Annotated in this window: 17 protein-coding genes and 1 rRNA gene; 13 read left to right on the plus strand and 5 right to left on the minus strand. The window is 73.6% G+C overall.

The genetic code is table 11. The annotated features are described in order from the left end of the window. Together rrf and ACZ5D2_RS02600 are read left to right on the plus strand one after the other, a co-directional pair. Positions 1-91 (plus strand): 5S ribosomal RNA (gene rrf, locus ACZ5D2_RS02595); the annotation flags it as partial. 141 nt (positions 92-232) lie between these two features. After that, the gene (locus ACZ5D2_RS02600; protein ID WP_468926715.1) at positions 233-2,443 is read left to right on the plus strand and encodes a tetratricopeptide repeat protein; all 2,211 of its coding nucleotides are present in this window, start codon (positions 233-235) and stop codon (positions 2,441-2,443) included. Positions 2,444-2,513: 70 nt separating this feature from the next. Here ACZ5D2_RS02600 and ACZ5D2_RS02605 read toward each other — a convergent pair whose 3' ends face one another. Continuing rightward, a complete protein-coding gene (locus tag ACZ5D2_RS02605; RefSeq protein WP_371679189.1) occupies positions 2,514-3,788 on the minus strand; it encodes a DUF1015 family protein in 1,275 nt (424 codons plus the stop codon). Between the two features lie 137 nt (positions 3,789-3,925). Between ACZ5D2_RS02605 and ACZ5D2_RS02610 the strand changes: the two genes are divergently transcribed. From ACZ5D2_RS02610 to ACZ5D2_RS02625, 4 genes are all read left to right on the plus strand, one after another. After that, on the plus strand, positions 3,926-4,984 hold the full coding sequence (locus ACZ5D2_RS02610) for an HAD hydrolase-like protein (RefSeq protein WP_371679190.1): 1,059 nt from the start codon (positions 3,926-3,928) through the stop codon (positions 4,982-4,984). Positions 4,985-5,081: 97 nt separating this feature from the next. Next, positions 5,082-6,128: a FecCD family ABC transporter permease gene (locus ACZ5D2_RS02615; RefSeq protein ID WP_371679191.1), complete on the plus strand. Its 1,047-nt coding sequence runs from the start codon at positions 5,082-5,084 to the stop codon at positions 6,126-6,128. Then, a complete protein-coding gene (locus tag ACZ5D2_RS02620; RefSeq protein WP_468926719.1) occupies positions 6,125-7,216 on the plus strand; it encodes a FecCD family ABC transporter permease in 1,092 nt (363 codons plus the stop codon). Before ACZ5D2_RS02615 ends, ACZ5D2_RS02620 begins: the two co-directional genes overlap by 4 nt. Then, a complete protein-coding gene (locus ACZ5D2_RS02625; protein WP_371681317.1) occupies positions 7,177-8,094 on the plus strand; it encodes an ABC transporter ATP-binding protein in 918 nt (305 codons plus the stop codon). Before ACZ5D2_RS02620 ends, ACZ5D2_RS02625 begins: the two co-directional genes overlap by 40 nt. A 38-nt stretch (positions 8,095-8,132) precedes the next feature. Here the strand turns inward: ACZ5D2_RS02625 and ACZ5D2_RS02630 are convergent, their stop codons facing one another. Continuing rightward, on the minus strand, positions 8,133-8,480 hold the full coding sequence (locus ACZ5D2_RS02630) for an alkyl sulfatase C-terminal domain-containing protein (RefSeq protein WP_371679193.1): 348 nt from the start codon (positions 8,478-8,480) through the stop codon (positions 8,133-8,135). A 65-nt stretch (positions 8,481-8,545) separates the two neighbouring features. Between ACZ5D2_RS02630 and ACZ5D2_RS02635 the strand changes: the two genes are divergently transcribed. The 5 genes from ACZ5D2_RS02635 (at position 8,546) to ACZ5D2_RS02655 (ending at position 13,855) form a co-directional block, all read left to right on the plus strand. Continuing rightward, positions 8,546-8,821: a hypothetical protein gene (locus ACZ5D2_RS02635; protein WP_371679194.1), complete on the plus strand. Its 276-nt coding sequence runs from the start codon at positions 8,546-8,548 to the stop codon at positions 8,819-8,821. 7 nt (positions 8,822-8,828) lie between these two features. Beyond that, a complete protein-coding gene (locus ACZ5D2_RS02640; RefSeq protein ID WP_371679195.1) occupies positions 8,829-9,644 on the plus strand; it encodes a TlyA family RNA methyltransferase in 816 nt (271 codons plus the stop codon). 110 nt (positions 9,645-9,754) lie between these two features. Beyond that, a complete protein-coding gene (locus tag ACZ5D2_RS02645) occupies positions 9,755-10,654 on the plus strand; it encodes an NAD kinase (RefSeq protein ID WP_356214615.1) in 900 nt (299 codons plus the stop codon). Between the two features lie 93 nt (positions 10,655-10,747). Then, positions 10,748-12,475, plus strand: coding sequence for a DNA repair protein RecN (recN, locus tag ACZ5D2_RS02650; RefSeq protein ID WP_371681318.1), 1,728 nt, complete (start codon positions 10,748-10,750; stop codon positions 12,473-12,475). Positions 12,476-12,712: 237 nt separating this feature from the next. Continuing rightward, positions 12,713-13,855, plus strand: a complete 1,143-nt coding sequence (locus ACZ5D2_RS02655) for a glycosyltransferase family 4 protein (protein ID WP_371679196.1) — start codon at positions 12,713-12,715, stop codon at positions 13,853-13,855. Positions 13,856-13,904: 49 nt separating this feature from the next. Here ACZ5D2_RS02655 and ACZ5D2_RS02660 read toward each other — a convergent pair whose 3' ends face one another. The 3 genes from ACZ5D2_RS02660 to ACZ5D2_RS02670 all read right to left on the minus strand — a co-directional run bounded on the left by ACZ5D2_RS02660 (position 13,905) and on the right by ACZ5D2_RS02670 (position 18,806). Continuing rightward, positions 13,905-15,527, minus strand: coding sequence for a PucR family transcriptional regulator (locus ACZ5D2_RS02660; RefSeq protein WP_371679197.1), 1,623 nt, complete (start codon positions 15,525-15,527; stop codon positions 13,905-13,907). A 21-nt stretch (positions 15,528-15,548) separates the two neighbouring features. After that, a complete protein-coding gene (locus tag ACZ5D2_RS02665; RefSeq protein WP_468926726.1) occupies positions 15,549-16,931 on the minus strand; it encodes an FAD-binding protein in 1,383 nt (460 codons plus the stop codon). A gap of 69 nt (positions 16,932-17,000) precedes the next feature. Beyond that, on the minus strand, positions 17,001-18,806 hold the full coding sequence (locus tag ACZ5D2_RS02670; RefSeq protein ID WP_371681319.1) for a glycoside hydrolase family 15 protein: 1,806 nt from the start codon (positions 18,804-18,806) through the stop codon (positions 17,001-17,003). A gap of 486 nt (positions 18,807-19,292) precedes the next feature. Between ACZ5D2_RS02670 and ACZ5D2_RS02675 the strand changes: the two genes are divergently transcribed. Both ACZ5D2_RS02675 and ACZ5D2_RS02680 read left to right on the plus strand, forming a co-directional pair. Next, positions 19,293-20,939: a CTP synthase gene (locus ACZ5D2_RS02675; RefSeq protein ID WP_371679199.1), complete on the plus strand. Its 1,647-nt coding sequence runs from the start codon at positions 19,293-19,295 to the stop codon at positions 20,937-20,939. 73 nt (positions 20,940-21,012) lie between these two features. Beyond that, complete coding sequence (locus tag ACZ5D2_RS02680) at positions 21,013-21,651, plus strand: NUDIX domain-containing protein (protein WP_285542019.1); 639 nt, start codon at positions 21,013-21,015, stop codon at positions 21,649-21,651. The last annotated feature ends 104 nt before the right edge of the window (positions 21,652-21,755 follow it).

Genomic DNA, 21,755 nt, shown 5'->3' on the forward strand with positions numbered 1-21,755 from the left:
GCCCGGTTACATTCCGAACCCGGAAGCTAAGCCTTTCAGCGCCGATGGTACTGCAGGGGGGACCCTGTGGGAGAGTAGGACGCCGCCGAACAATCTTTCAAAGGACCCTTGGTCCAGCGTTCAACGCTGGACCAAGGGTCCTTTTTGTTTTTCACCTCTTTACGCCGAAGCGCGGCCATGGGTTGGTTGCGCGAGAATGACTAGCGGTACCCCGAAGACAGGAGTCACACCCATGTCCAACTCTCCCGACGATCGTCCGGAGCGCGAGCCTCGTCGCAACGACGGCGGTGACAGGGGCGGCTACCGCGGGGGCCGTGACGACCGTGGCGGTGACCGCGGTGGCTTCCGCCGCGACGACCGCGGTGGCCGTCCGACCGGTGGTGGCGGCGGTTTCCGCCGTGACGACCGTGGTGGGCGCCCCGCCGGCGACCGTCCCAGCGGCGGCGGCTTCCGTGGTCGTGACGACCGCGGTGGCGACCGTCCCAGCTACCCGCGCCGTGACGACGACCGTGGCGGCCGTCCCACCGGTGGTGGCGGCGGTTTCCGTGGCGGTCGTGACGACCGTGGTGGCGACCGTCCCTCGTACCCGCGTCGCGAGGACCGTCCCAGCTACCCGCGCCGTGATGACGACCGTGGCGGCCGTCCCGTCAGCGGTGGCTTCCGTGGCGGCCGCGACGACCGTGGCGGCGACCGCCCGTCCTACCCCCGTCGTGATGACGACCGTGGTGGGCGTCCGTCCTACCCGCGTCGTGACGACGAGCGCGGTGGTTTCCGCGGCGGTCGTGATGACCGTGGTGGCGACCGTCCCTCGTACCCGCGTCGTGACGATGACCGTGGCGGTTTCCGCGGTGGCCGTGATGACCGTGGTGGCGACCGTCCGTCGTACCCGCGTCGCGACGACCGTGGTGGGGACCGTCCCTCGTACCCGCGTCGTGACGATGACCGTGGTGGTTTCCGTGGCGGTCGTGACGACCGTGGCGGCGACCGTCCGTCGTACCCGCGTCGTGATGACCGTGGTGGGGACCGTCCGTCGTTCCGCCGTGATGACGACCGTGGTGGGCGTCCGTCCTACCCGCGTCGTGACGACGAGCGCGGTGGTTTCCGCGGTGGCCGTGACGACCGTGGCGGCGACCGTCCGTCCTACCCGCGTCGCGACGACCGTGGCGGCGACCGTCCCTCGTACCCGCGTCGTGACGATGACCGTGGTGGTTTCCGTGGCGGTCGTGACGACCGTGGTGGCGACCGTCCGTCGTACCCGCGTCGTGATGACCGTGGTGGGGACCGTCCGTCGTTCCGTCGTGATGACGACCGTGGTGGGCGTCCGTCCTACCCGCGTCGTGACGACGAGCGCGGTGGTTTCCGTGGCGGTCGTGACGACCGTGGTGGCGACCGTCCGTCGTACCCGCGCCGTGACGACCGTGGCGGCGACCGCGGTGGAGACCGTGGTGGGTTCCGTGGTGGTCGCGATGACCGTGGTGGCTACCGTGGTCGCGATGACCGTGGCGGCGACCGCGACTTCCGCGCCGACCGCGACCCGGTCAAGCGGCTCCCGATCGACGACGACGTCACCGGGCACGAGATCGACGCCGACGTGCGTCAGGAGCTCCTGAGCCTGCCCAAGGGCCTGGCCGAGGAGGTCTCGCGCAACCTGGTCATGGTGGCCCGGCTCATCGACGAGGACCCGGAGCAGGCGTACGCGTACGCCCGCATCGCCCTGCGTCTGGCCTCCCGCGTCGCCGCCGTCCGTGAGGCCGCCGGCTTCGCCGCGTACGCCACGCAGAAGTACAGCGAGGCCCTCGCGGAGTTCCGCGCCTCCAAGCGGATGACCGGCTCCGTCGAGCTGTGGCCCGTCATGGCCGACTGCGAGCGCGGCCTCGGCCGTCCGGAGCGGGCCCTGGCCATGGCCGGCGAGCCCGAGGTGCAGAAGCTGGACAAGGCCGGCCAGGTCGAGATGCGCCTCGTCGCGGCCGGTGCCCGCCGGGACATGGGCGAGCTCGACGCCGCCATCGTGACCCTGCAGAGCCCGGAGCTGGCCTCCAACAGCGTCCAGCCCTGGACCGCGCGCCTGCGCTACGCCTACGCCGACGCCCTGCTGGCCGCCGGCCGTGAGGACGAGGCCCGCGAGTGGTTCGCGAAGACCCTGGAGGCCGACAAGGACGGGGCGACCGACGCCTCGGACCGCCTGGCCGAGATCGACGGGGTCGAGTTCGTCGACGCCGCCGTCGAGGAGGAGGAAGAGGCAGCGGACCTCGCTGACGACCTCGACCTCGACGAGGACGACGAGGACGAGGACGAGGCCGAGGTGGCCGCCGCCGAGCGGGCCACCGACCAGGCCGAGTACTACGACGAGGACGACGAGGAGTACGAGCCCCTCGACGAGGCCGACGTCGACGCGACCGACGAGATCGTGGTCGTCGAGGACGACGAGCGCGACAAGGCGTAAGCCGTGACGAAAGGGCGGCACCCCCTCGGGGGTGCCGCCCTTTCGCATGTCCGGAGCCGTGAGCCCCCGGTCAGTCCACGCTGCGCAGGACCAGCCCGGTGGCCGGCTTCGGGCCGAAGGAGGTCGACTTCCGGGGCATCGTGACGCCCTGGCGGGCCAGGTCCCGGACCACCGCCTCCCGTACGGGGTGCAGCAGGACGGCCGTGCCGCCGTGGCGTTCGGCCATGGCGACGGTGGCGGGGGCGTCGTGGATGTACGTGATCTGGTCGGGGGCGTCCGGGATCTGCCACAGCGCGTCGAGCAGGGTCGCGTGCAGCACGGTCGCGTCCAGTCGGCGCCAGGCCTCGGGCCGGTCGTGGCGGACGGTCCGCTCGATGAGGGCCGGGTCCGGGTCGGTGACCAGGTGGAAGGTGCCGTCGCCGGTGAGCAGGAAGGCGTTGCCGCGTTCCGAGGCGTCGGCGAGGGCCTCCAGGGCCAGCGGGAGCGGGCCGTCGACCGGGCGGACCCGGAAGGAGCCGTCGAGGGCGGCCAGCGCGCGCGACAGCGGCAGCCGGCGCAGCATCCGGTGGATGGCGCGGACCTGGAGCGGGTAGCGGGCGGTGTCCACGAGCAGGACCAGGCCGAAGTCCCAGGGGGTGGGCGAGCCGTGCTCCTGCTGGAGGCGCAGGTACGTGGCCCAGCGGTGGTGGCCGTCGGCGATCAGGGCCTGGCGGTGGCCGAGGTCGGCGGTGACGGCGGCCAGCTCGTCGGGGTCGGTGATGGCCCACAGGCTGTGGCAGAAGCCGTCCTCGGTGACGGTCGACAGCAGCGGGGGCCGACGGGCGGCGGTGGCCTCGACGACCGCGGCCGCTCCCGTGCCGGGGCCGTCGCCCAGGTACGTGAGGAGGAGGGGTTCGAGGTTGGCCGACGTGGCGCGCATCAGGCCCGCCCGGTCGGTGACCACGTCCGGCATGACGTCCTCGTGGGGCAGGACGATGCCGGCCCCGGCGTCGGACAGGGCGAGGGCGCCGATGATGCCGCGCTGGAGGACCCCGGCCTTGCGCTGCTCGTAGACGTAGAGCGCGGGCCGCGGGTCGGCGCTGAGGATGCCCTCGGCGAGCCAGTCGCGGAGGGTGCGGGCGGCCTGTTCGTTGCGTGCGGCCGGGGTCTCGGCCTGCGGCAGGATCAGCCGCACGATGTTGTGCGGATCGGCGGATTCGAGGTAGTCGACTCCGTCGGGGCGCACGACCACGTCGTACGGCGGGGAGGTCACGGCGGCGAGGCTGCCGACGCGCTGCGGGACGTAGCGCAGTCCGTGGAAGGGGATCAGGCGCAGCCCGTGCTCCGCGTTGCCAGGTGTGGTCATTGGTGCATGGTAAGACCCGTCTCGCGATGCGGGATGATCGGGTGAAGGACCGGGACCGGCGCAAAATCGGACAAGATCGATCCAAAGAAGCCCTGGAAGTACGCGGGGCGCGGAATCAGCGAATGAGGAGCGGCCAGATGACCCCGCAGAGCAGGACCACCCCCGCCGGCAGTCAGCGCGGTCTCCACCAGGCCTACGACACGGCTCTGCTGGACCTGGACGGGGTGGTGTACGCGGGCGGTCTGGCCGTCGCGCACGCCGTGGAGTCACTCGCCGCGGCCCGGGCCGCGGGGATGCACCTCGCGTACGTCACCAACAACGCGCTGCGCACCCCGGACGCCGTCGCCGGGCACCTGGCTGAGCTCGGCATCCCGACGGATCCGGCCGAGGTGATCACCTCCGCGCAGGCGGTGGCCCGGCTGATCGCGGAGCAGGTGGAGCCGGGGTCGAAGGTGCTGGTGATCGGCGGCGAGGGGCTGCGGGTCGCGCTGCGCGAGCGGGGGCTGGTGCCGGTGGACTCGGCCGAGGAGGAGGGGCTGGCGGCCGTCGTGCAGGGGTACGGGGGGCCGGACCTGGCGTGGGGGCGGTTCGCGGAGGCGGCGTACGCGGTCAACCGCGGGGTGCCGTGGTTCGCGTCGAACACCGACCTGACGATCCCGGGGGCGCGGGGGATCGCGCCCGGCAACGGGGCCGCCGTGGAGGTCGTACGGATCGCGACGGGAGCGGAGCCGCAGGTGGCGGGGAAGCCGCTGCCCCCGATGCACCGGGAGACGGTGCTGCGGACCGGGGCGGAGCGGCCGCTGGTGGTGGGGGACCGGCTGGACACCGACATCGAGGGCGCCTTCAACGGGGAGGTGGACTCGCTGCTGGTGCTGACCGGGGTGACGGACGCGGCGCAGCTGCTGCGGGCCGTGCCGAAGCACCGGCCGACGTACGTGGACCGGGACCTGCGCGGGCTGCTGACCGGGCAGCCGGAGGTGGAGCCGGCCGGGGACGGCTTCCGCTGCGGCGGGTGGACGGCGGTCGCGCTGGACGACGTACTGGAGCTGCGGGGCGAGGGGGAGGCCCTGGACGGGCTGCGGGCGCTGTGCGCGGCGGCGTGGACGCGGGCGGGGGAGGGCTCTTGCGCGCTGGACGCGGGGAAGGCCCTGGACCTGCTGGGGCTCCAGGGGTTCCAGGGGCTTGAGGGGGCATAGCGCCGCAGGACCGTCGGGCACGGCCGGCGGCGGTGCCGGGAGCGTTCGGCCGTTCGAGGGAATCATTTCGACCGGAGGGTAGGCTAACCTAACCTCCGTGTTGGTCGAGAGTCCCCCCGAACAGAGCGTGGCGCCGCCCGCCGCCGCCCGTACGCGCCACGGCGCCCGTGCGGCCGGTCTGCTGGCCGCCCTCGTCGTACTGGCCCTGGTGGTGGTGGCGAGCATCGCCGTCGGCGCCAGGGCGATGCCCCTGGAACAGGTCTGGCACGGCCTCTTCCACTTCACGGGGACCACCGAGGACGTGGTCGTACGGGACCTGCGGATCCCGCGCACCCTCCTGGGCGTGATGGTCGGACTGGCCCTCGGCCTCTCCGGAGCGGTGATGCAGGCGCTGACCCGCAACCCGCTGGCCGAGCCCGGCATCCTCGGCGTCAACGCGGGCGCCGCGGCGGCCGTCGTCTCGGCGATCAGCTTCCTCGGGGCGGACTCCCTGGACGAGTTCGTCTGGTGGGCCTTCCTCGGCGCCGCGCTCGTCTCGGTCCTCGTCTACGTGCTCGGCGGCAGCCGCAGCGCGACGCCGGTGCGGCTCGCGCTCGCGGGTACGGCGGCCAGCGCGGCGCTCGTCGGCTACATCAACGCGGTCCAGCTGATGGACAGCAAGGCCCTGGACAAGCTGCGCTTCTGGACGGTGGGTTCCCTCGCCTCCGCCACCATGGACACCGTCACGCAGGTGGCGCCCTTCCTGCTGGCCGGGGCCGTGCTCGCGCTCGCGCTCGGCCGGCCGCTCAACGCGATGGCCCTGGGCGACGACACCGCGCGGGCGCTCGGCGCGCACCTGACCCGGACCCGCGTCGCGGCCATGGTCGCCATCACCCTGCTGTGCGGGGCCGCGACCGCCGCGTGCGGGCCGATCGTCTTCGTCGGGCTGATGATCCCGCACCTGGTGCGCCTGGTCACCGGGCCCGACATGCGCTGGGTGCTCGCGTACTCGGCGGTGCTGTCGCCCGTGCTGCTGCTGGGCGCCGACGTGGTCGGACGGGTCGTCACCCGGCCCGGCGAGCTCCAGGTCGGCATCGTCACCGCGCTCATCGGCGGTCCCGTCTTCATCTACCTGGTTCGGCGCAAGAGGATGGCCCAGCTGTGACCGCGACCCCCCTCGCCCCGGCGGACACGACCGCGCAGGCGCCGGCGAAGGGCGCCCGGCTGCGCGCGCTGCGCGGACCCGGCGGCGTCTCGCTGCGCGTCGAGGGCCGCGCCCTGGTGACCGGGGTGGTGCTGGCCGCCGTGGCGCTGGCCCTGGCGGTCGTGCTCATCGGCACCGGCGACTTCGAGATAGCCCCGGCGGACGTCGTACGGACGCTGCTGGGCAACGGCAGTCCCGCCGACGACTTCATCGTCAACGACCTGAGGCTGCCGCGGGTGCTGGTCGCGGTGCTGGTCGGCGCGGCCCTCGGGATGGCCGGGGCGGTCTTCCAGTCCGTCTCGCGCAATCCGCTCGGCTCCCCCGACCTGCTCGGCTTCGGGTACGGCTCGGCGGTCGGCGCGCTCGCCGTCATCATCCTGTTCAAGGGCGGTGCGGCCGAGGTCGCGGCGGGCGCGGTGGCGGGCGGGGTGCTCGCCGGCGCCGCCGTCTACCTGCTCGCGTACAAGCAGGGGGTCCACGGCTACCGGCTGGTGCTCGTCGGCATCGGGTCCTCCGCCGTCCTCGTCGCCGTCATCCAGTACCTGATCGCCAAGGCGCAGCTCGTCGACGCCACCCGGGCCATGGTCTGGCTGACCGGCTCGCTGGCCGGCCGCGACTGGTCCCAGGTCTGGCCGCTGCTGGCGACCTGCGCACTGCTGTTCCCGCTGGTCCTCGGGCAGAACCGGGCCCTGCGGATGATCGAGATGGGCGACGACTGCGCGTACGCGCTGGGCGTGCCGGTGGAACGGACCCGGATGCTGCTGATGCTCGCCGCGGTCCTGCTGACCACCGCGGCGGCCGCCGCGGCCGGCCCGATCAGCTTCGTCGCCCTGGCCGCGCCCCAGCTGGCCCGGCGGCTGACGCGCTCGCCCGGCCCGAACCTGCTCACCGGCGCGCTGATGGGTGCCGTCCTGCTGCTGGCCTCCGACCTGGCCTCGCAGCGGGCCTTCGGCGCCGACCAGCTGCCGGTGGGCGTGGTGACCGGCCTGGTGGGCGGCGTCTACCTGCTCTGGCTGCTCGTCACAGAGCGCAGGGCGGGACGCATATGAGCGCGCGGGGCGCCAGGCTCCCCGCGCCCGGCAACGAGCCCGGCACGGCGCCGGGCCACACGAGGAGTACCCAAGTGCAGCGGCTGACCGCGGAGAACGTCACCCTCGGCTATGACCGGCGGGTCATCGCCGAGAACCTGTCGGTGGAGATCCCCGACCACTCCTTCACCGTGATCGTCGGCCCCAACGCCTGCGGCAAGTCCACGCTGCTGCGGGCCCTGTCGCGGATGCTGAAGCCGTCCGCCGGGCGGGTGCTGCTGGACGGTCAGGCCATCTCCTCGATGCCGGCGAAGAAGGTGGCCAGGATGCTGGGGCTGCTCCCGCAGTCCTCGATCGCGCCCGACGGGATCACCGTCGCCGACCTGGTCTCGCGCGGCCGGTACCCGCACCAGGGGCTGCTGCGCCAGTGGTCGGAGCAGGACGAGCGGATCGTCGCCGAGTCGATGGCCTCGACCGGGGTCGCCGAACTGGCCGACCGGGCCGTGGACGAGCTGTCGGGCGGGCAGCGCCAGCGGGTGTGGATCGCGATGGCGCTGGCCCAGCAGACCCCGCTGCTGCTCCTGGACGAGCCGACGACCTACCTGGACATCCAGCACCAGCTCGACGTGCTCGACCTGTGCGCGGAGCTCCACGAGAACGAGGGCCGGACCCTGGTGGCGGTGCTGCACGACCTCAACCACGCGGCCCGCTACGCCACCCACCTGATCGCCCTGCGCGGCGGCGTCGTCGTCGCCGAGGGGCCGCCCGCGGAGGTGGTCACCGCCGAGCTGGTGGAGGAGGTCTTCGGGGTGCGCTGCCAGATCATCGACGACCCGGAGACCGGGACGCCGCTGGTGGTCCCGGCCGCCCGTCAGGCCCGCGCCAGGGCGGCCGTCTGAGTCCACCGCGGGCCCGCCGGTCCGGCGGGCCCGGCGCCTCAGAGCAGGCTCTTGAGCCGCAGCAGGTCACGGAAGCCGGCCTCCAGGCGGACCCGGCCCGAGGCCCAGGCCTTGGCGAACTTCAGTTCGCCGGCGACCAGCGCGAGCAGGTCGTCACCCGACATCGCGAGCCGGATTTCGGCCTTGGCGCGCGGCGGCCCCGGGGCGACGGCGTCCACCCGGATCCGGCCGTTGTCGAGGCGGCCGGAGAAGGTCTGGTCGAGGTCGGTGACGTGACAGCTCAGGGACCGGTCGAAGGCGGCCGCGCCGCGCACGCCGTCATCGGCCCGCGCCAGGTTGTCGGAGAGTCGGTCGAGTGCGTCGCGGCACTCCTGGATCGTAGCCATGGTGATCACGACCGTACCGCAGAGCCCTGCGTGGCCGGACCCGCGCTTCGGGGTAGCGTCGGGGCATGACCGACGACGTGTCCGGGGGCCTTCCGGACGTCCCCGAGGAGCCCGGGGCAGAGCCCGCCGGGGAGCCCGCGGGCCCCGCCGCGCTGGGCCTCGTACGCACCCCCACCGGCCACGCCGGGGTCGACGCGCACCTGGAGCGGCTGGCGGACGCCGACCACCTGCCTGCGGACGAGCACGCCGCGGTGTACGAGGATGTCCACGGGGGACTGCGCGAGGCGCTGACCGCGCTGGACGCACCGCCCGTCCCCGGACCTTACGAAAACAGGAGCTGAACCGAACGTGGCAGGAGTGGCACGCCGCCGCCTGGACGCCGAACTGGTACGCCGCAGCATGGCCCGCTCGCGAGAGCACGCGGCCCAGCTGATCGCCGCGGGACGGGTCACCGTGGGAGGCACCACCGCGACGAAACCGGCCACGCAGGTCGAGACCAGCGCGGCCCTCGTCGTCCTCAAGGACGACAGCGACCCCGACTACGTCTCCAGGGGCGGCCACAAGCTGGCCGGCGCCCTCGCCGCGTTCCGTCCGCGGGGGCTGGAGGTCGAGGGCCGGCGGGCGCTGGACGCGGGGGCGTCGACCGGGGGCTTCACCGACGTGCTGCTGCGCGCGGGCGTGGCCCACGTCGTCGCCGTGGACGTCGGCTACGGGCAGCTCGCCTGGTCGCTGCAGAGCGACGAGCGGGTCACCGTCAAGGACCGTACGAACGTCCGCGAGCTGACGGTCGAGCTGATCGACGGGACCCCCGTCGACCTGGTCGTCGGCGACCTGTCCTTCATCTCCATCGGGCTGGTGCTGCCGGCGCTGGTGCGCTGCACGGCGCCCGGCGCGGACCTGGTGCTGATGGTCAAGCCGCAGTTCGAGGTCGGCAAGGAGCGCCTGGGCAGCGGCGGAGTGGTGCGCAGCCCCGAGTTGCGGGCGGAGGCCGTGCGGGAGGTCGCGGCGCAGGCCTGGAAGCTGGGGCTGGGCGTGCTCGGGGTGACGGCGAGCCCGCTGCCGGGGCCGTCGGGGAACGTCGAGTACTTTCTGTGGCTCCGGGCGGGGGCACCCGCGCTCGACCCGGGGGATGTCGATCGTGCAGTGGCGGAGGGGCCGCAGTGACAGACGCGTCAGCAGGTTCAGCAGGTTCAGCAGGTTCAGCAGGTTCAGCAGGTTCAGCAGGTTCAGCAGGTTCAGCAGGTTCGGGGGGCCCGGGGGACCGGGAGGGGGAGGTGCGGACCGTCTTCCTGCTCGCGCACACCGGGCGGCCGGCGGCCATCCGCAGCGCGGAGCTGGTCGTGCTCGGTCTGCTGCGCTCGGGCCTGCGGGTCAGGGTGCTGGAGCAGGAGGCGCGGGATCTGCCGCTGCCGCCCGAGGTGGAGCTCGTCGCCGAGTGCACGCCGAAGGTGTTCGACGGGTGCGAGCTGCTGATCGTGCTGGGCGGGGACGGGACCCTGCTGCGCGGGGCTGAGTTCGCGCGCGGTTCGGGGGTGCCGATGCTGGGCGTCAACCTGGGCCGGGTGGGCTTCCTCGCCGAGGCCGAGCGCGACGACCTGGACAAGGTCGTGGACCGGGTGGTGTCGAAGTCGTACGAGGTCGAGGAGCGCATGACCCTCGACGTCCTGGTGCGGACCAACGGTGACGTGGTCCACCGGGACTGGGCGCTGAACGAGGCCGCCGTCCAGAAGGTCTCCGCTGAGCGGATGCTGGAGGTGGTCCTGGAGATCGACGGGCGCCCGGTGACCGGCTTCGGCTGCGACGGGATCGTCTGCGCGACGCCGACGGGCTCGACGGCGTACGCCTTCTCGGCGGGCGGGCCGGTGGTCTGGCCGGAGGTGGAGGCGCTGCTGATGGTGCCGATCAGCGCGCACGCCCTGTTCGCGAAGCCGCTGGTGACCTCGCCCACCTCGGTGCTGGCGGTGGAGGTGCAGAACGGCACCCCGCACGGGGCCCTGTGGTGCGACGGGCGCCGGACGCTGGAGCTGCCGTCGGGGGCGCGGGTCGAGGTGCGCCGGGGCACGGTGCCGGTGCGGCTCGCCCGCCTGCACCACGCGTCGTTCACGGACCGGCTGGTCGCGAAGTTCGCGTTGCCGGTGTCGGGCTGGCGGGGCGCCCCGCACGAGACCAGCTGATCATGTAATAGCACATGCGTTCGGAGAACTCCGGGCGGGTGACGTCACATGGCACCCGGGAAACCTCGGTATCGTCGTCCCGTGCTTGAGGAGATGCGGATACGGTCGCTCGGGGTCATCGACGACGCGGTGGTCGAGCTGTCGCCCGGTTTCACCGCGGTGACCGGCGAGACCGGCGCGGGCAAGACGATGGTCGTCACCAGCCTCGGGCTGCTGCTCGGCGGTCGCGCCGACCCCGCCCTGGTGCGGATCGGTGCCAAGGCGGCGGTCGTGGAGGGGCGCGTCGTGCTGCGCCCCGACGCGCCCGCCGCGCTGCGCGCGCAGGAGGCCGGCGCCGAACTCGACGAGGGTGCCCTGCTGATCAGCCGGACGGTGTCCGCCGAGGGGCGTTCGCGCGCCCACGTCGGCGGCCGCTCCGTCCCCGTGGGCCTGCTCGCCGAGCTCGCCGACGACCTGGTCGCCGTCCACGGACAGACCGACCAGCAGGGGCTGCTGAGGCCCGCCCGGCAGCGGCAGGCCCTCGACCGGTACGCCGGGGACGCGGTCGCCGTCCCCCTGGAGAAGTACGCGGGCGCCTACCGGCGGCTGCGGGCCGTCGCCGTCGAGCTGGACGAGATCACCACCCGGGCCCGGGAGCGGGCTCAGGAGGCGGACCTGCTGCGCTTCGGACTCGACGAGATCGCCGCCCTGGAACCCCTGCCCGGCGAGGACGCCGAGCTGGCCGCGGAGGCGGAGCGGCTCGGGCACGCCGAATCGCTGGCCTCCGCCGCGCAGGCGGCGCACGGGGCGCTCGCCGGAGACGTGGAGGACCCGGAGGGCGTCGACGCCAACACGCTCGTCGCCGGTGCCCACCGCGCCCTGGAATCCGTACGCTCCCACGACCCGGTGCTCGGCGGGCTCGCCGACCGGATCGGGGAGCTCGGGATCCTGCTGGCCGACGTGGCCGGGGAACTCGCCGGGTACGCCGACGACCTCGACGCCGACCCGCTGCGGCTCGCCGCCGTGGAGGAGCGGCGGGCGGCGCTGACCCAGCTGGTGCGCAAGTACGGCGACGCCGACGGCGGGCTGGGAGCCGTACTGGAGTGGGCCGAGCGGGGATCGAAGCGGCTGCTGGAACTGGACGGCGACGACGAGCGGATCGGCGAGCTCACCGCCGAACGCGACGGGCTGCGCGGCGAACTGTCCGCCCTGGCCCAGGCCCTGACGGACGCCCGGACGGAGGCCGCCGCGCGGTTCGCCGCGGACGTGACCGCCGAGCTCGCCTCCCTCGCCATGCCGCACGCGCGGGTGACCTTCGACATCCGCCAGACGCAGGACGCCGAGGGCGTCGAGGTCGGCGGCCGCCCGGTCGCGTACGGGCCCTCGGGCGCGGACGAGGTCGAACTGCTGCTGGCACCGCACCCCGGTGCCCAGCCGCGGCCGATCGCCAAGGGCGCCTCGGGCGGTGAGCTGTCGCGGGTCATGCTGGCGGTGGAGGTCGTCTTCGCCGGCTCCGACCCGGTGCCCACGTACCTCTTCGACGAGGTCGACGCGGGCGTCGGCGGCAAGGCGGCCGTCGAGGTCGGGCGACGGCTGGCCAAGCTGGCCAAGTCGGCCCAGGTCGTCGTCGTCACCCACCTCCCGCAGGTGGCGGCCTTCGCGGACCGGCAGCTGCTCGTGGAGAAGACCGTCGACGGATCGGTGACCCGCTCCGGCGTGACCGTCCTGGAAGGCGAGGACCGCATCCGCGAGCTGTCGCGGATGCTCGCCGGCCAGGAGGACTCGCAGACGGCCCGCGCCCATGCGGAGGAACTCCTGGAGGCGGCGCGCGCGGACGCGTGAGCCAACGCGCGCCCGCACGGGGACGGACGCCGACGGGGGTCCGGAACGCAGGGCGTTCCGGACCCCCGTCGGCGTCCGAAAGGGCATCGGGGTGACGCGAAACTAGCCCGTGTGGGTGAGGCTGGGGGGCGTGCGGCGGTATCTCGCACGGGATCCGCACCCGTATGGTCCCGGAACGCGCGTGCGGACTGGCATCCTGGGCGACGTCTCTGACCCCTCACCCTGGAGCCTCGGCCCGTGAGCAGCTCCCCGGTCTCCCTTCCGGTCCCCGCACAGCCGTACGGGCGGCCCCCGCTGCGTACCGTCCAGGTCCTCGGCGGCGCCGGCGCGGGCAGCTGCGCGCACGTGCGGTCCCTCGCGACCGGGCTCGCCGCCCGGGGCGTGCGGGTGACCGTGTGCGCCCCCGTCGCGGCCGAAGGCGAGTACGACTTCACCGGCGCGGGCGCGCAGTTCACCCCGGACGCGGTGAGCGCCCTGCGGGCCGCCTGCGCCGGGGCCGACGTGGTGCACGCGCACGGCCTGCGGGCCGGGATGCGGGCCGCGCTGGCGCTGCGCGGCGGCGCGCGGCGGGTACCGCTCGTGGTGACCTGGCACGGGGGCGCCCCGGAGCCCGCGGGCGCGCTCGGGCGGCTGAGCCGGCTGCTGGAGCGGCGCGTGGCACGGGCCGCCGCCGTGGTGCTGGGCGCCTCCACCGACCAGGTCGACCTGGCGCGGCGGCGCGGGGCCAGGGACGCCCGGCTGGCCGCCCCGGCCGTACCCGTCGCGGCGGCCGTCTCCCTCGCCCCGGTCGGGGAACCGGCCGCCGAAGCCGGCAAGACCCGGGCGGAACTGGGGGCCGTGGAGCGGCCCTTGGTGATCGCCGTGGGCAGTCTCGTGGCGCGCCGCGGCTACTCCCTGCTGCTCGACGCGGCCCGCGCCTGGCGGGTGCTGGACCCGCTCCCGCTGCTGGTGATCGCGGGGGAGGGGCCGCTGCGGGCCGAACTCGCCCGGCGGATCGAGGCGGAGGGCCTCCCCGTACGGCTGCTGGGCCGCCGCCGGGACGCGGACCGGCTGCTGGCCGCGGCCGACGTGGCGGTGCTGCCGAGCCGCTGGGAGGGCCGCTCGCTGCTGGCCCAGGAGGCGCTGCGGGCCGGGGTGGCGCTGGTGGCCACGGAGGTCGGCGGAGTACCGGAGCTGGTGGGCGACGCGGCGGTACTGGTGCCGTACGGGGACCCGGGTGCGCTGGCCGGCGCGGTGGCCGGGCTGCTGGACGACCCGGGGAAGCGGGCGGAACTCGCCGCCGCGGGCCGGGCCCAGGCCGCGACCTGGCCCTCGGAGGACGACACGGTGGCGCAGGTGCTGTCGGTGTACGACGAGCTGATGGAACGGCTGCGGGGCTAGGGGGTGTCTGACGGATCCTGCCCGACCCGCGCCGCCCGGCGGAGGAGAGTCAGGAAGGCGTGGCGTGGCGGCGGGCGCGGAGGGCGAGGCTGAGGGACAGGACCGTCTCCGGGTCGTCGAGGTCGGTGCCCAGCAGCTCCGAGATGCGGGCCAGGCGGTTGTACAGGGTCTGGCGGTTCAGGTGGAGCTCCCGGGCCGTCTCCGCCTTGCGGCCCGCGTGGGCCAGGTACGTCTCCAGGGTCGGGAGGAGCGGCGGCCGCGAGTTCGCGTCGTGGACCCGCAGCGCCCCGATCGCACGGTCCACGAACGCCGCCAGGTCGGGGTGCTCGCGCAGCCGCCACAGCAGCAGGTCGATGTCGAGTCGCCGGGCGTCGTACCAGGGGCGGGCCGGCAGCCCGTGCGCGGCCGTGGCCGTCTCGGCGGCGTGCCGCAGCCCGGCCGAGGCCGCCGCCCAGCTGCCCGAGACGCCGACGACCACCGCCGGCGGGGCCCCGGCCCGGTCGAGGCCGGCCCGCTCCACCCCGGCCCGCAGCGCGGCCGCGACCCGGTCGGCGACCGCCGCGCGTTCCGACTCCGCGCGCAGCGAGACCAGCAGCGGGACCCGCCCCTCCACCGGGCGGACGCCCAGCAGCACCGGGACCCCGACCGACGACAGCTCCTCCAGGACCGCACGGGCCAGCACGGCCCAGTTCCCCGAGGCCCCCAGGTCGGTGGAGAGCCTCATGACGATCGGCAGCAGCGGGCCCGTCCCGGGCCGGAAACCCAGGACCCGGGCCTGCGCCGGGGCGTCCTCCGCCGAGATGCGGCCCTCCGCCAGGTCCGTCAGGAAGTCGCCCCGGCCGCGCGCGGCCAGTTCCTCCTCCTGACGGGCCTGCATGAGGACGACCGCCAGGACCCCGGCCGTGCGTTCCGCCGCCATCCGGTGGACCGGCAGCAGCGGCGCCGACACCCCGGCCAGGACGACCCGGGCCCGCACCGACCCCGTGCCGTGGCCACCGCCGGGCACGTCGACCACGACCGCGGTCGCCGAGGGTTCGGCGGCGCGCTGACCGCGCAGGCCCTCCCACACCTGGAGGGGGTCGGCGGCGGCGTCCCCGGTCCCCGGCCCGGCGGCGTACAGCAGCTGGCCGTCCGCGGTCTCCAGGAAGACGGGGTTCGCGGTGAAGTCGGCCAGGACGCGCAGCACCTGCGGGATCCCGCCGCCCCCCAGCAGGGCCTCGGTGCAGCGCCGGTGGACCTCCTCGGCCCGCTGGAGCAGCGCGTAGTGCCCGTTGACGATCTCGGTGTGGACCTCTTCGGTGACGGCCACGAACGGGACCTCGCGGTGCAGCTGCACCAGCGGCAGTCCCGCGGCCTTCGCGGTCTCCACGATGGTGGCCGGCAGCCGCGTGAACCGCGGGCCGAGTTCCACCACCAGCGCGGCGATGCCCCGGTCCGCGAGACGGCGTACGAAGGCCCGCTGCTCGGCGGGCCGGGTGCCCAGCCCCAGTCCGGTGGTCAGCAGCAGCTCCCCGCCCTTGAGCAGCGAGGCGATGTTGGGGACCTCGCCGGCGTGCACCCAGCGGACGGTCCGGCCGAGCCGGTCGGCGCAGGCCACCACCTCCGGGAGACCGCCGCGCAGCCCCGGCAGCTCCAGTGCCCGCTGAACCGTGATCCCGCCCTGATTGTCCATATCGCGGACGCTACCAAAGGGTCAGGCGGGCCTGATGTTGTGGTTGAAGCGGAAGACGTTGTCGGGGTCGTAGTGCCGCTTCACCGCGCGGAGCCGGCGCAGGTTGTCCGCGCCGAACCCGGCCGCCACCCGCTCCTCGCCCTCGTCGCCGGTGAAGTTGAGGTAGACCGCCCCGCTGCTCCAGGGCCGTATGTCGGCCCGTACGCCCTTCACCCACTGCCGGCACCGCTCGTCGTCGGCCGGGTCCTCCCAGATCGCGAACGGGTGCACCGCCCACGGCGAGTCCCGGTACGGGACGGGGTACCCGTCCGGCGCGTCGGCGATGGCCCCGCCCAGCGGGAACAGGATGTGCTGGGTGCCGGTGGGGACCGGCATGGAACCGGCCCGGGAGCAGAAGACGTCCACCGCCTCGTCGGGCAGGCCCGTCAGGTACTCGGCGGACCAGTAGTTCCGCAGGCCCGGAGGGTCGTCGAGCATGCACTGGAGGTCGGCGTACGGGATGGCCGTGACGACCTCGGCCTCGTGCGGCACGGCCAGCAGGGGCGCGGCGAGCCGGCGCATGGCCTCCTCCGGGCCGGCGTAGGTCAGCAGGACCGCGCAGAGCAGGCTGCCGACCAGGTGGGGCGGGACGAACGGTTCGGGAGGGGCGGTCAGGAAGATCACGCCGCCGCTCGCCTCGCGCGGCCCGGACGCGATGAGTTCCCGGTACGCGCCCGTGACCTCGGCTCCCCGCTCGGGCGCGTACAGCAGCATCGCGATCGACATCGCGGGCAGCTCGTGCAGCCGCAGGGTCAGCGAGGTGACGACCCCGAAGTTGCCGCCGCCGCCGTGCAGTGCCCAGAACAGCTCCGGGTGGTCGGCGGCGGTCGCCGTCACGCACGTGCCGTCGGCGGTGACCACGTCCGCCCCGACGAGGTTGTCCACGGCCAGCCCGAACGTCCGGTCCAGCCAGCCCGAGCCCCCGCCGAGCACGAACCCGCCGATGCCGGTGGTGGAGGCCCGGCCGCCGGTGGTGGCGAGGTCGTACGGCTGGCAGGCCCGGTCCAGATGGCTCATGGTGGCGCCCCCGCCGACCCGGACGGCCTTCGCCGCCGGATGCACCGTCACCTCGTGCATCCGGCGCAGGTCCACGACCAGCGCCCCGTCGCCCAGGGCCATGCCGGCCACGCTGTGACCGCCGCCGCGGACCGCTACCGGCAGGTCCAGCTCACGGGCGAAGCGGACCGCCGTGACCACGTCCGCCTCGTCCTCGCACTGGGCGATGACGGCCGGACGCCGGTCGACCATGCCGTTGAACACCCTGCGGACCTCGTCGTACCCGCCGTCGTCCGGGGTGAAGACCGCGCCGGCCAGATCCTCGCGGAGCGCGGCAAGAGCCGTGCCCGCCTTCGAGAGGGGTGCCATGGCCACCCCCCCTTCCCGAGAGGGGCGTTGGATCCTTCCACACTAGGCGGGCACGTACGGGACCGCGCGTCAGCCTCCGTAGGCCCCGCTCGCCGTCAGCCGCAGGGCCGTGTCGATCAGCGGGACGTGGCTGAAGGCCTGCGGGAAGTTCCCGACCTGGCGCTGGAGCTTGGGGTCCCACTCCTCGGCGAGCAGTCCCAGGTCGTTGCGCAGGGCCAGCAGCTTCTCGAACAGGCGGCGGGCCTCGTCGACCCGGCCGATCATCGCCAGGTCGTCCGCCATCCAGAACGAGCAGGCGAGGAAGGCGCCCTCGTCCCCCTCCAGGCCGTCGACACCGGCCTCCTCGCCGGCGGTCGGGTAGCGCAGGATGAAGCCGTCCGGGGTCGAGAGCTCGCGCTGGATCGCCTCGATCGTGCCGATGACCCGCTTGTCGTCCGGGGGCAGGAAGCCCATCTGCGGGATCAGCAGCAGCGAGGCGTCCAGCTCCCGCGAGCCGTAGGACTGGGTGAAGGTGTTGCGTTCCGGGTCGTAGCCCTTCTCGCAGACGTCCGCGTGGATCTCGTCGCGCAGCTCGCGCCAGCGCTCCAGAGGTCCGTCCGCGTCCCCGCTCTCGATCAGCTTGATCGTGCGGTCCACCGCCACCCACGCCATCACCTTGGAGTGCACGAAGTGGCGGCGCGGGCCGCGCACCTCCCAGATGCCCTCGTCCGGCTCGTTCCAGTGGACCTCCAGGTAGCGGATCAGCTTCAGCTGGAGGACCGAGGCGTAGTCGTTGCGGGCCAGGCCGGTCATGTGGCCCAGGTGCAGGGCCTCGGTGACCTCGCCGTACACGTCCAGCTGCAGCTGGTGCGCGGCGCCGTTGCCGACGCGTACGGGGGCCGAGTTCTCGTACCCGGGCAGCCAGTCCAGCTCGGTCTCACCCAGCTCCCGCTCGCCCGCGATCCCGTACATGATCTGCAGGTTCTCCGGGTCGCCGGCCACCGCGCGCAGCAGCCAGTCCCGCCAGGCCGAGGCCTCCTCGCGGTAGCCGGTGCGCAGCAGCGAGGACAGGGTGATCGCCGCGTCGCGCAGCCAGGTGTAGCGGTAGTCCCAGTTGCGGCTGCCGCCGATCTCCTCCGGGAGGGAGGTGGTCGGCGCGGCGACGATCCCGCCCGTGGGGGCGTACGTCAGCGCCTTGAGGGTGATCAGGGAGCGGATCACGGCCTCCCGGTAGGGGCCGTGGTACGTGCAGTGGTAGACCCACTCCCGCCAGAAGTCGCTGGTGGCCTCAAGGGCCGCCTCGGCGTCGGGCGTCTCCGGGGCCCCCTTGTGGGAGGGCTGCCAGCTGATGGCGAAGGCCACCCGGTCGCCGGGGCCGACGGTGAAGTCGGAGTACGTCGTCAGGTTCTTGCCGTACGTCTCCGTACCGGAGTCCAGCCACACGGAGTCCGGTCCGGCGACGGCCACGGTGCGCCCGTCGACCTTGTGCACCCAGGGCACGACCCGGCCGTAGCTGAAGCGCATCCGCAGGGCCGAACGCATCGGGACGCGTCCGCTGACCCCCTCCACGATGCGGATCAGCTGCGGCGCGTGGTCCTCGCGGGGCGGCATGAAGTCGATGACGCGGACGGTCCCCCGGGGGGTGTCCCACTCCGACTCCAGCACCAGCGAATCGCCCCGGTAGCGGCGGCGGGCGGCCCGCGGGGGCTCCGTGCCCGGCGCGAAGGCCGGGCCGATGCGCCAGAACCCGTGTTCCTCGGTGCCCAGAATGCTCGCGAAGACGGCATGGGAGTCGAAGCGTGGCAGGCACAGCCAGTCCACCGCCCCGTCCCGGCAGACCAGCGCCGCGGTCTGCATGTCCCCGATCAGTGCGTAATCCTCGATGCGCCCGGACACGTTGCTCTCCAGTCGAACGGCCACGTCCGCCCCGTAGGGCGCTTGCAATGCGCTGTTGCGCGGTCTCCTGTGCGCAGGGATCCCCGCGTTGAGCCCTAGATTGCCGGAAGTGGCGCGGTTACGCCGTTTGCCGGGCTGCTCGGCGGCGATGTGCAGCGGTATCCGAGCAGGGTATGACGGCACCCTAGTGATCTCCTGAAGTCTTGGGACAATGTGACTCGGCTGAACGGGTGAGCTGGGGTAATGCGCAGGTCAGGGCGGTCTTGAGGCGGTAATGGGGGAGTCGTGGGAGGCGCTCGCGCCGCGCGCCCGGAGGCAGACCCGTCGAGGCGCTGATAGGCTGGTACCCCGTGGACCGGTGGTCTGCCTGTGCGAATCAGGAGCCCCGAAACCGCAGCTTCGGCGCCCCCTGAGACCCTCCCGGGATCTCCGCGGAACGGCGCCGGACGCACCTCACCTCGCGACCACGGGAGCCCCCTCTTGGCGATGCCGCCCAAATCCATGACGACCAAGCACATCTTCGTCACCGGGGGTGTCGCTTCGTCCCTCGGCAAGGGGCTGACGGCCTCCAGCCTGGGTGCGCTGCTGAAGGCGCGCGGCCTGCGGGTCACGATGCAGAAGCTCGACCCGTACCTGAACGTCGACCCCGGCACGATGAACCCGTTCCAGCACGGCGAGGTGTTCGTCACCAACGACGGCGCCGAGACCGACCTGGACATCGGCCACTACGAGCGCTTCCTCGACGTCGACCTCGACGGCTCGGCCAACGTCACCACCGGCCAGGTCTACTCGCAGGTCATCGCCAAGGAGCGGCGCGGCGAGTACCTCGGTGACACCGTGCAGGTCATCCCGCACATCACCAACGAGATCAAGCACCGCATCCGCCGCATGGCGACCGCGGACGTCGACGTGGTCATCACCGAGGTCGGCGGAACCGTCGGCGACATCGAGTCGCTGCCGTTCCTGGAGACCGTCCGCCAGGTCCGCCACGAGGTCGGCCGCGACAACGTCTTCGTCGTGCACATCTCGCTGCTGCCCTACATCGGCCCGTCCGGCGAGCTGAAGACCAAGCCCACCCAGCACTCGGTCGCGGCCCTGCGCAACATCGGCATCCAGCCCGACGCCATCGTGCTGCGCGCCGACCGCGAGGTCCCGACCTCGATCAAGCGCAAGATCTCGCTGATGTGCGACGTCGACGAGGCGGCCGTGGTCGCCGCGATCGACGCCAAGTCGATCTACGACATCCCCAAGGTGCTGCACACCGAGGGCCTGGACGCCTACGTCGTGCGCAAGCTCGACCTGCCGTTCCGCGACGTCAACTGGACGGTGTGGGAGGACCTGCTGGACCGGGTCCACAACCCCGACCACGAGGTCAAGGTCGCGCTCGTCGGCAAGTACATCGACCTGCCCGACGCCTACCTGTCGGTGACCGAGGCGCTGCGCGCCGGCGGTTTCGCCAACCGGGCCCGCGTCCAGATCAAGTGGGTCACCTCCGACGACTGCAAGACCCCGGCCGGCGCGGCGGCGGTCCTCGGCGACGTGGACGCGATCTGCGTCCCCGGCGGCTTCGGCGACCGCGGTGTCAACGGCAAGGTCGGCGCGATCACGTACGCCCGCGAGAACAAGATCCCGCTGCTCGGTCTGTGCCTGGGCCTGCAGTGCGTGGTCATCGAGGCCGCGCGCAACCTGGCGGGCATCGAGGAGGCGAACTCCACCGAGTTCGACGCCTCCACCCCGCACCCGGTCATCTCGACCATGGAGGAGCAGCTGGCCTTCGTCGAGGGCGCGGGCGACCTGGGCGGCACCATGCGTCTGGGCATGTACACGGCCAAGCTGGCCGAGGGTTCCATCGTCCGCGAGGTCTACGGCGACGCGTACGTCGACGAGCGCCACCGCCACCGCTACGAGGTCAACAACGCCTACCGCGGCGAGCTGGAGAAGAAGGCCGGCCTGGTCTTCTCCGGCACCTCCCCGGACAACAAGCTCGTCGAGTACGTCGAGTACCCGCGCGAGGTCCACCCCTACCTGGTGGCCACCCAGGCCCACCCGGAGCTCCGCTCCCGCCCGACCCGGCCGCACCCGCTCTTCGCGGGCCTGGTCAAGGCCGCGGTGGAGCGCCAGCAGAAGGCCTGACGCTCGGTAACGTAGGCAGCCGGGGTACGAAGATCCGTACCCCGGCTGTCGTGCGTTGTGGAGGGCATTCGGCATGGGCAACGTCATCAAGGACACGTCCGAGACCTGGGAGACGCTGGCGACCCGGCGGCCGTTCGAGGGGGCGAAGACGGCGGTCGCCTCGGACCAGGTGCGGATGCCGGACGGCTCGGTGGTGCGCCGCGACTACCAGGTGCACCCGGGCTCGGTGTGCGTGCTGGCGCTGGACGAGGACGGGCGGGTGCTGGTCATCCGCCAGTACCGCCACCCGGTGCGGCACCGGCTGTGGGAACTGCCGGCGGGCCTGCTGGACGTCCCCGGCGAGAACCCGCTGCACGCGGCGCAGCGCGAGCTGTACGAGGAGGCGCACGTCAAGGCGGAGGACTGGCGGGTGCTGGCCGACTTCTTCGCCTCGCCCGGCGGCTCCGACGAGGCGATCCGGATCTTCGTGGCACGCGGGGTCGCGGAAGCGGAGGGGGAGCGGTACCAGGAGTCCTCCTCGGAGGAGGCCGACATGGAGGTCGCCTGGGTGCCGCTCGCGGACCTGGTCCGGGGGATCCTGGCGGGCGAGCTCGGCAACCCGGGACTGGTGACGGGGGTCCTCGCGGCCTCCGCCGCCCTCGCCTCCGAGGGCGGCCTGGACTCGCTGCGCCCGGCCCTGTCCCCGTGGCCCGCCCGCCCGTACACGGCGTAGCCCCCCGTCGCGCCCGGCCGGGGCGCCCCCCGCAAAGGGGCAGGTCGGAAAATAGGCCCATCCGCTGATCCGATCGGGCGATCTGTCAGCCGCGCTCCCCACGG

Source organism: Streptomyces sp. NPDC031479, assembly GCF_055581065.1.

Bases quoted from the DNA above. Each gene is read 5' to 3' on its own strand.
- ACZ5D2_RS02680 (WP_285542019.1), top strand. From the start codon at position 21,013: ATGGGCAACGTCATCAAGGACACGTCCGAGACCTGGGAGACGCTGGCG.
- ACZ5D2_RS02630 (WP_371679193.1), bottom strand. From the start codon at position 8,480: ATGGCTACGATCCAGGAGTGCCGCGACGCACTCGACCGACTCTCCGAC.
- ACZ5D2_RS02635 (WP_371679194.1), top strand. From the start codon at position 8,546: ATGACCGACGACGTGTCCGGGGGCCTTCCGGACGTCCCCGAGGAGCCC.
- ACZ5D2_RS02660 (WP_371679197.1), bottom strand. From the start codon at position 15,527: ATGGACAATCAGGGCGGGATCACGGTTCAGCGGGCACTGGAGCTGCCG.
- ACZ5D2_RS02605 (WP_371679189.1), bottom strand. From the start codon at position 3,788: ATGACCACACCTGGCAACGCGGAGCACGGGCTGCGCCTGATCCCCTTC.
- ACZ5D2_RS02675 (WP_371679199.1), top strand. From the start codon at position 19,293: ATGCCGCCCAAATCCATGACGACCAAGCACATCTTCGTCACCGGGGGT.
- recN (WP_371681318.1), top strand. From the start codon at position 10,748: ATGCGGATACGGTCGCTCGGGGTCATCGACGACGCGGTGGTCGAGCTG.
- ACZ5D2_RS02665 (WP_468926726.1), bottom strand. From the start codon at position 16,931: ATGGCACCCCTCTCGAAGGCGGGCACGGCTCTTGCCGCGCTCCGCGAG.
- ACZ5D2_RS02600 (WP_468926715.1), top strand. From the start codon at position 233: ATGTCCAACTCTCCCGACGATCGTCCGGAGCGCGAGCCTCGTCGCAAC.
- ACZ5D2_RS02610 (WP_371679190.1), top strand. From the start codon at position 3,926: ATGACCCCGCAGAGCAGGACCACCCCCGCCGGCAGTCAGCGCGGTCTC.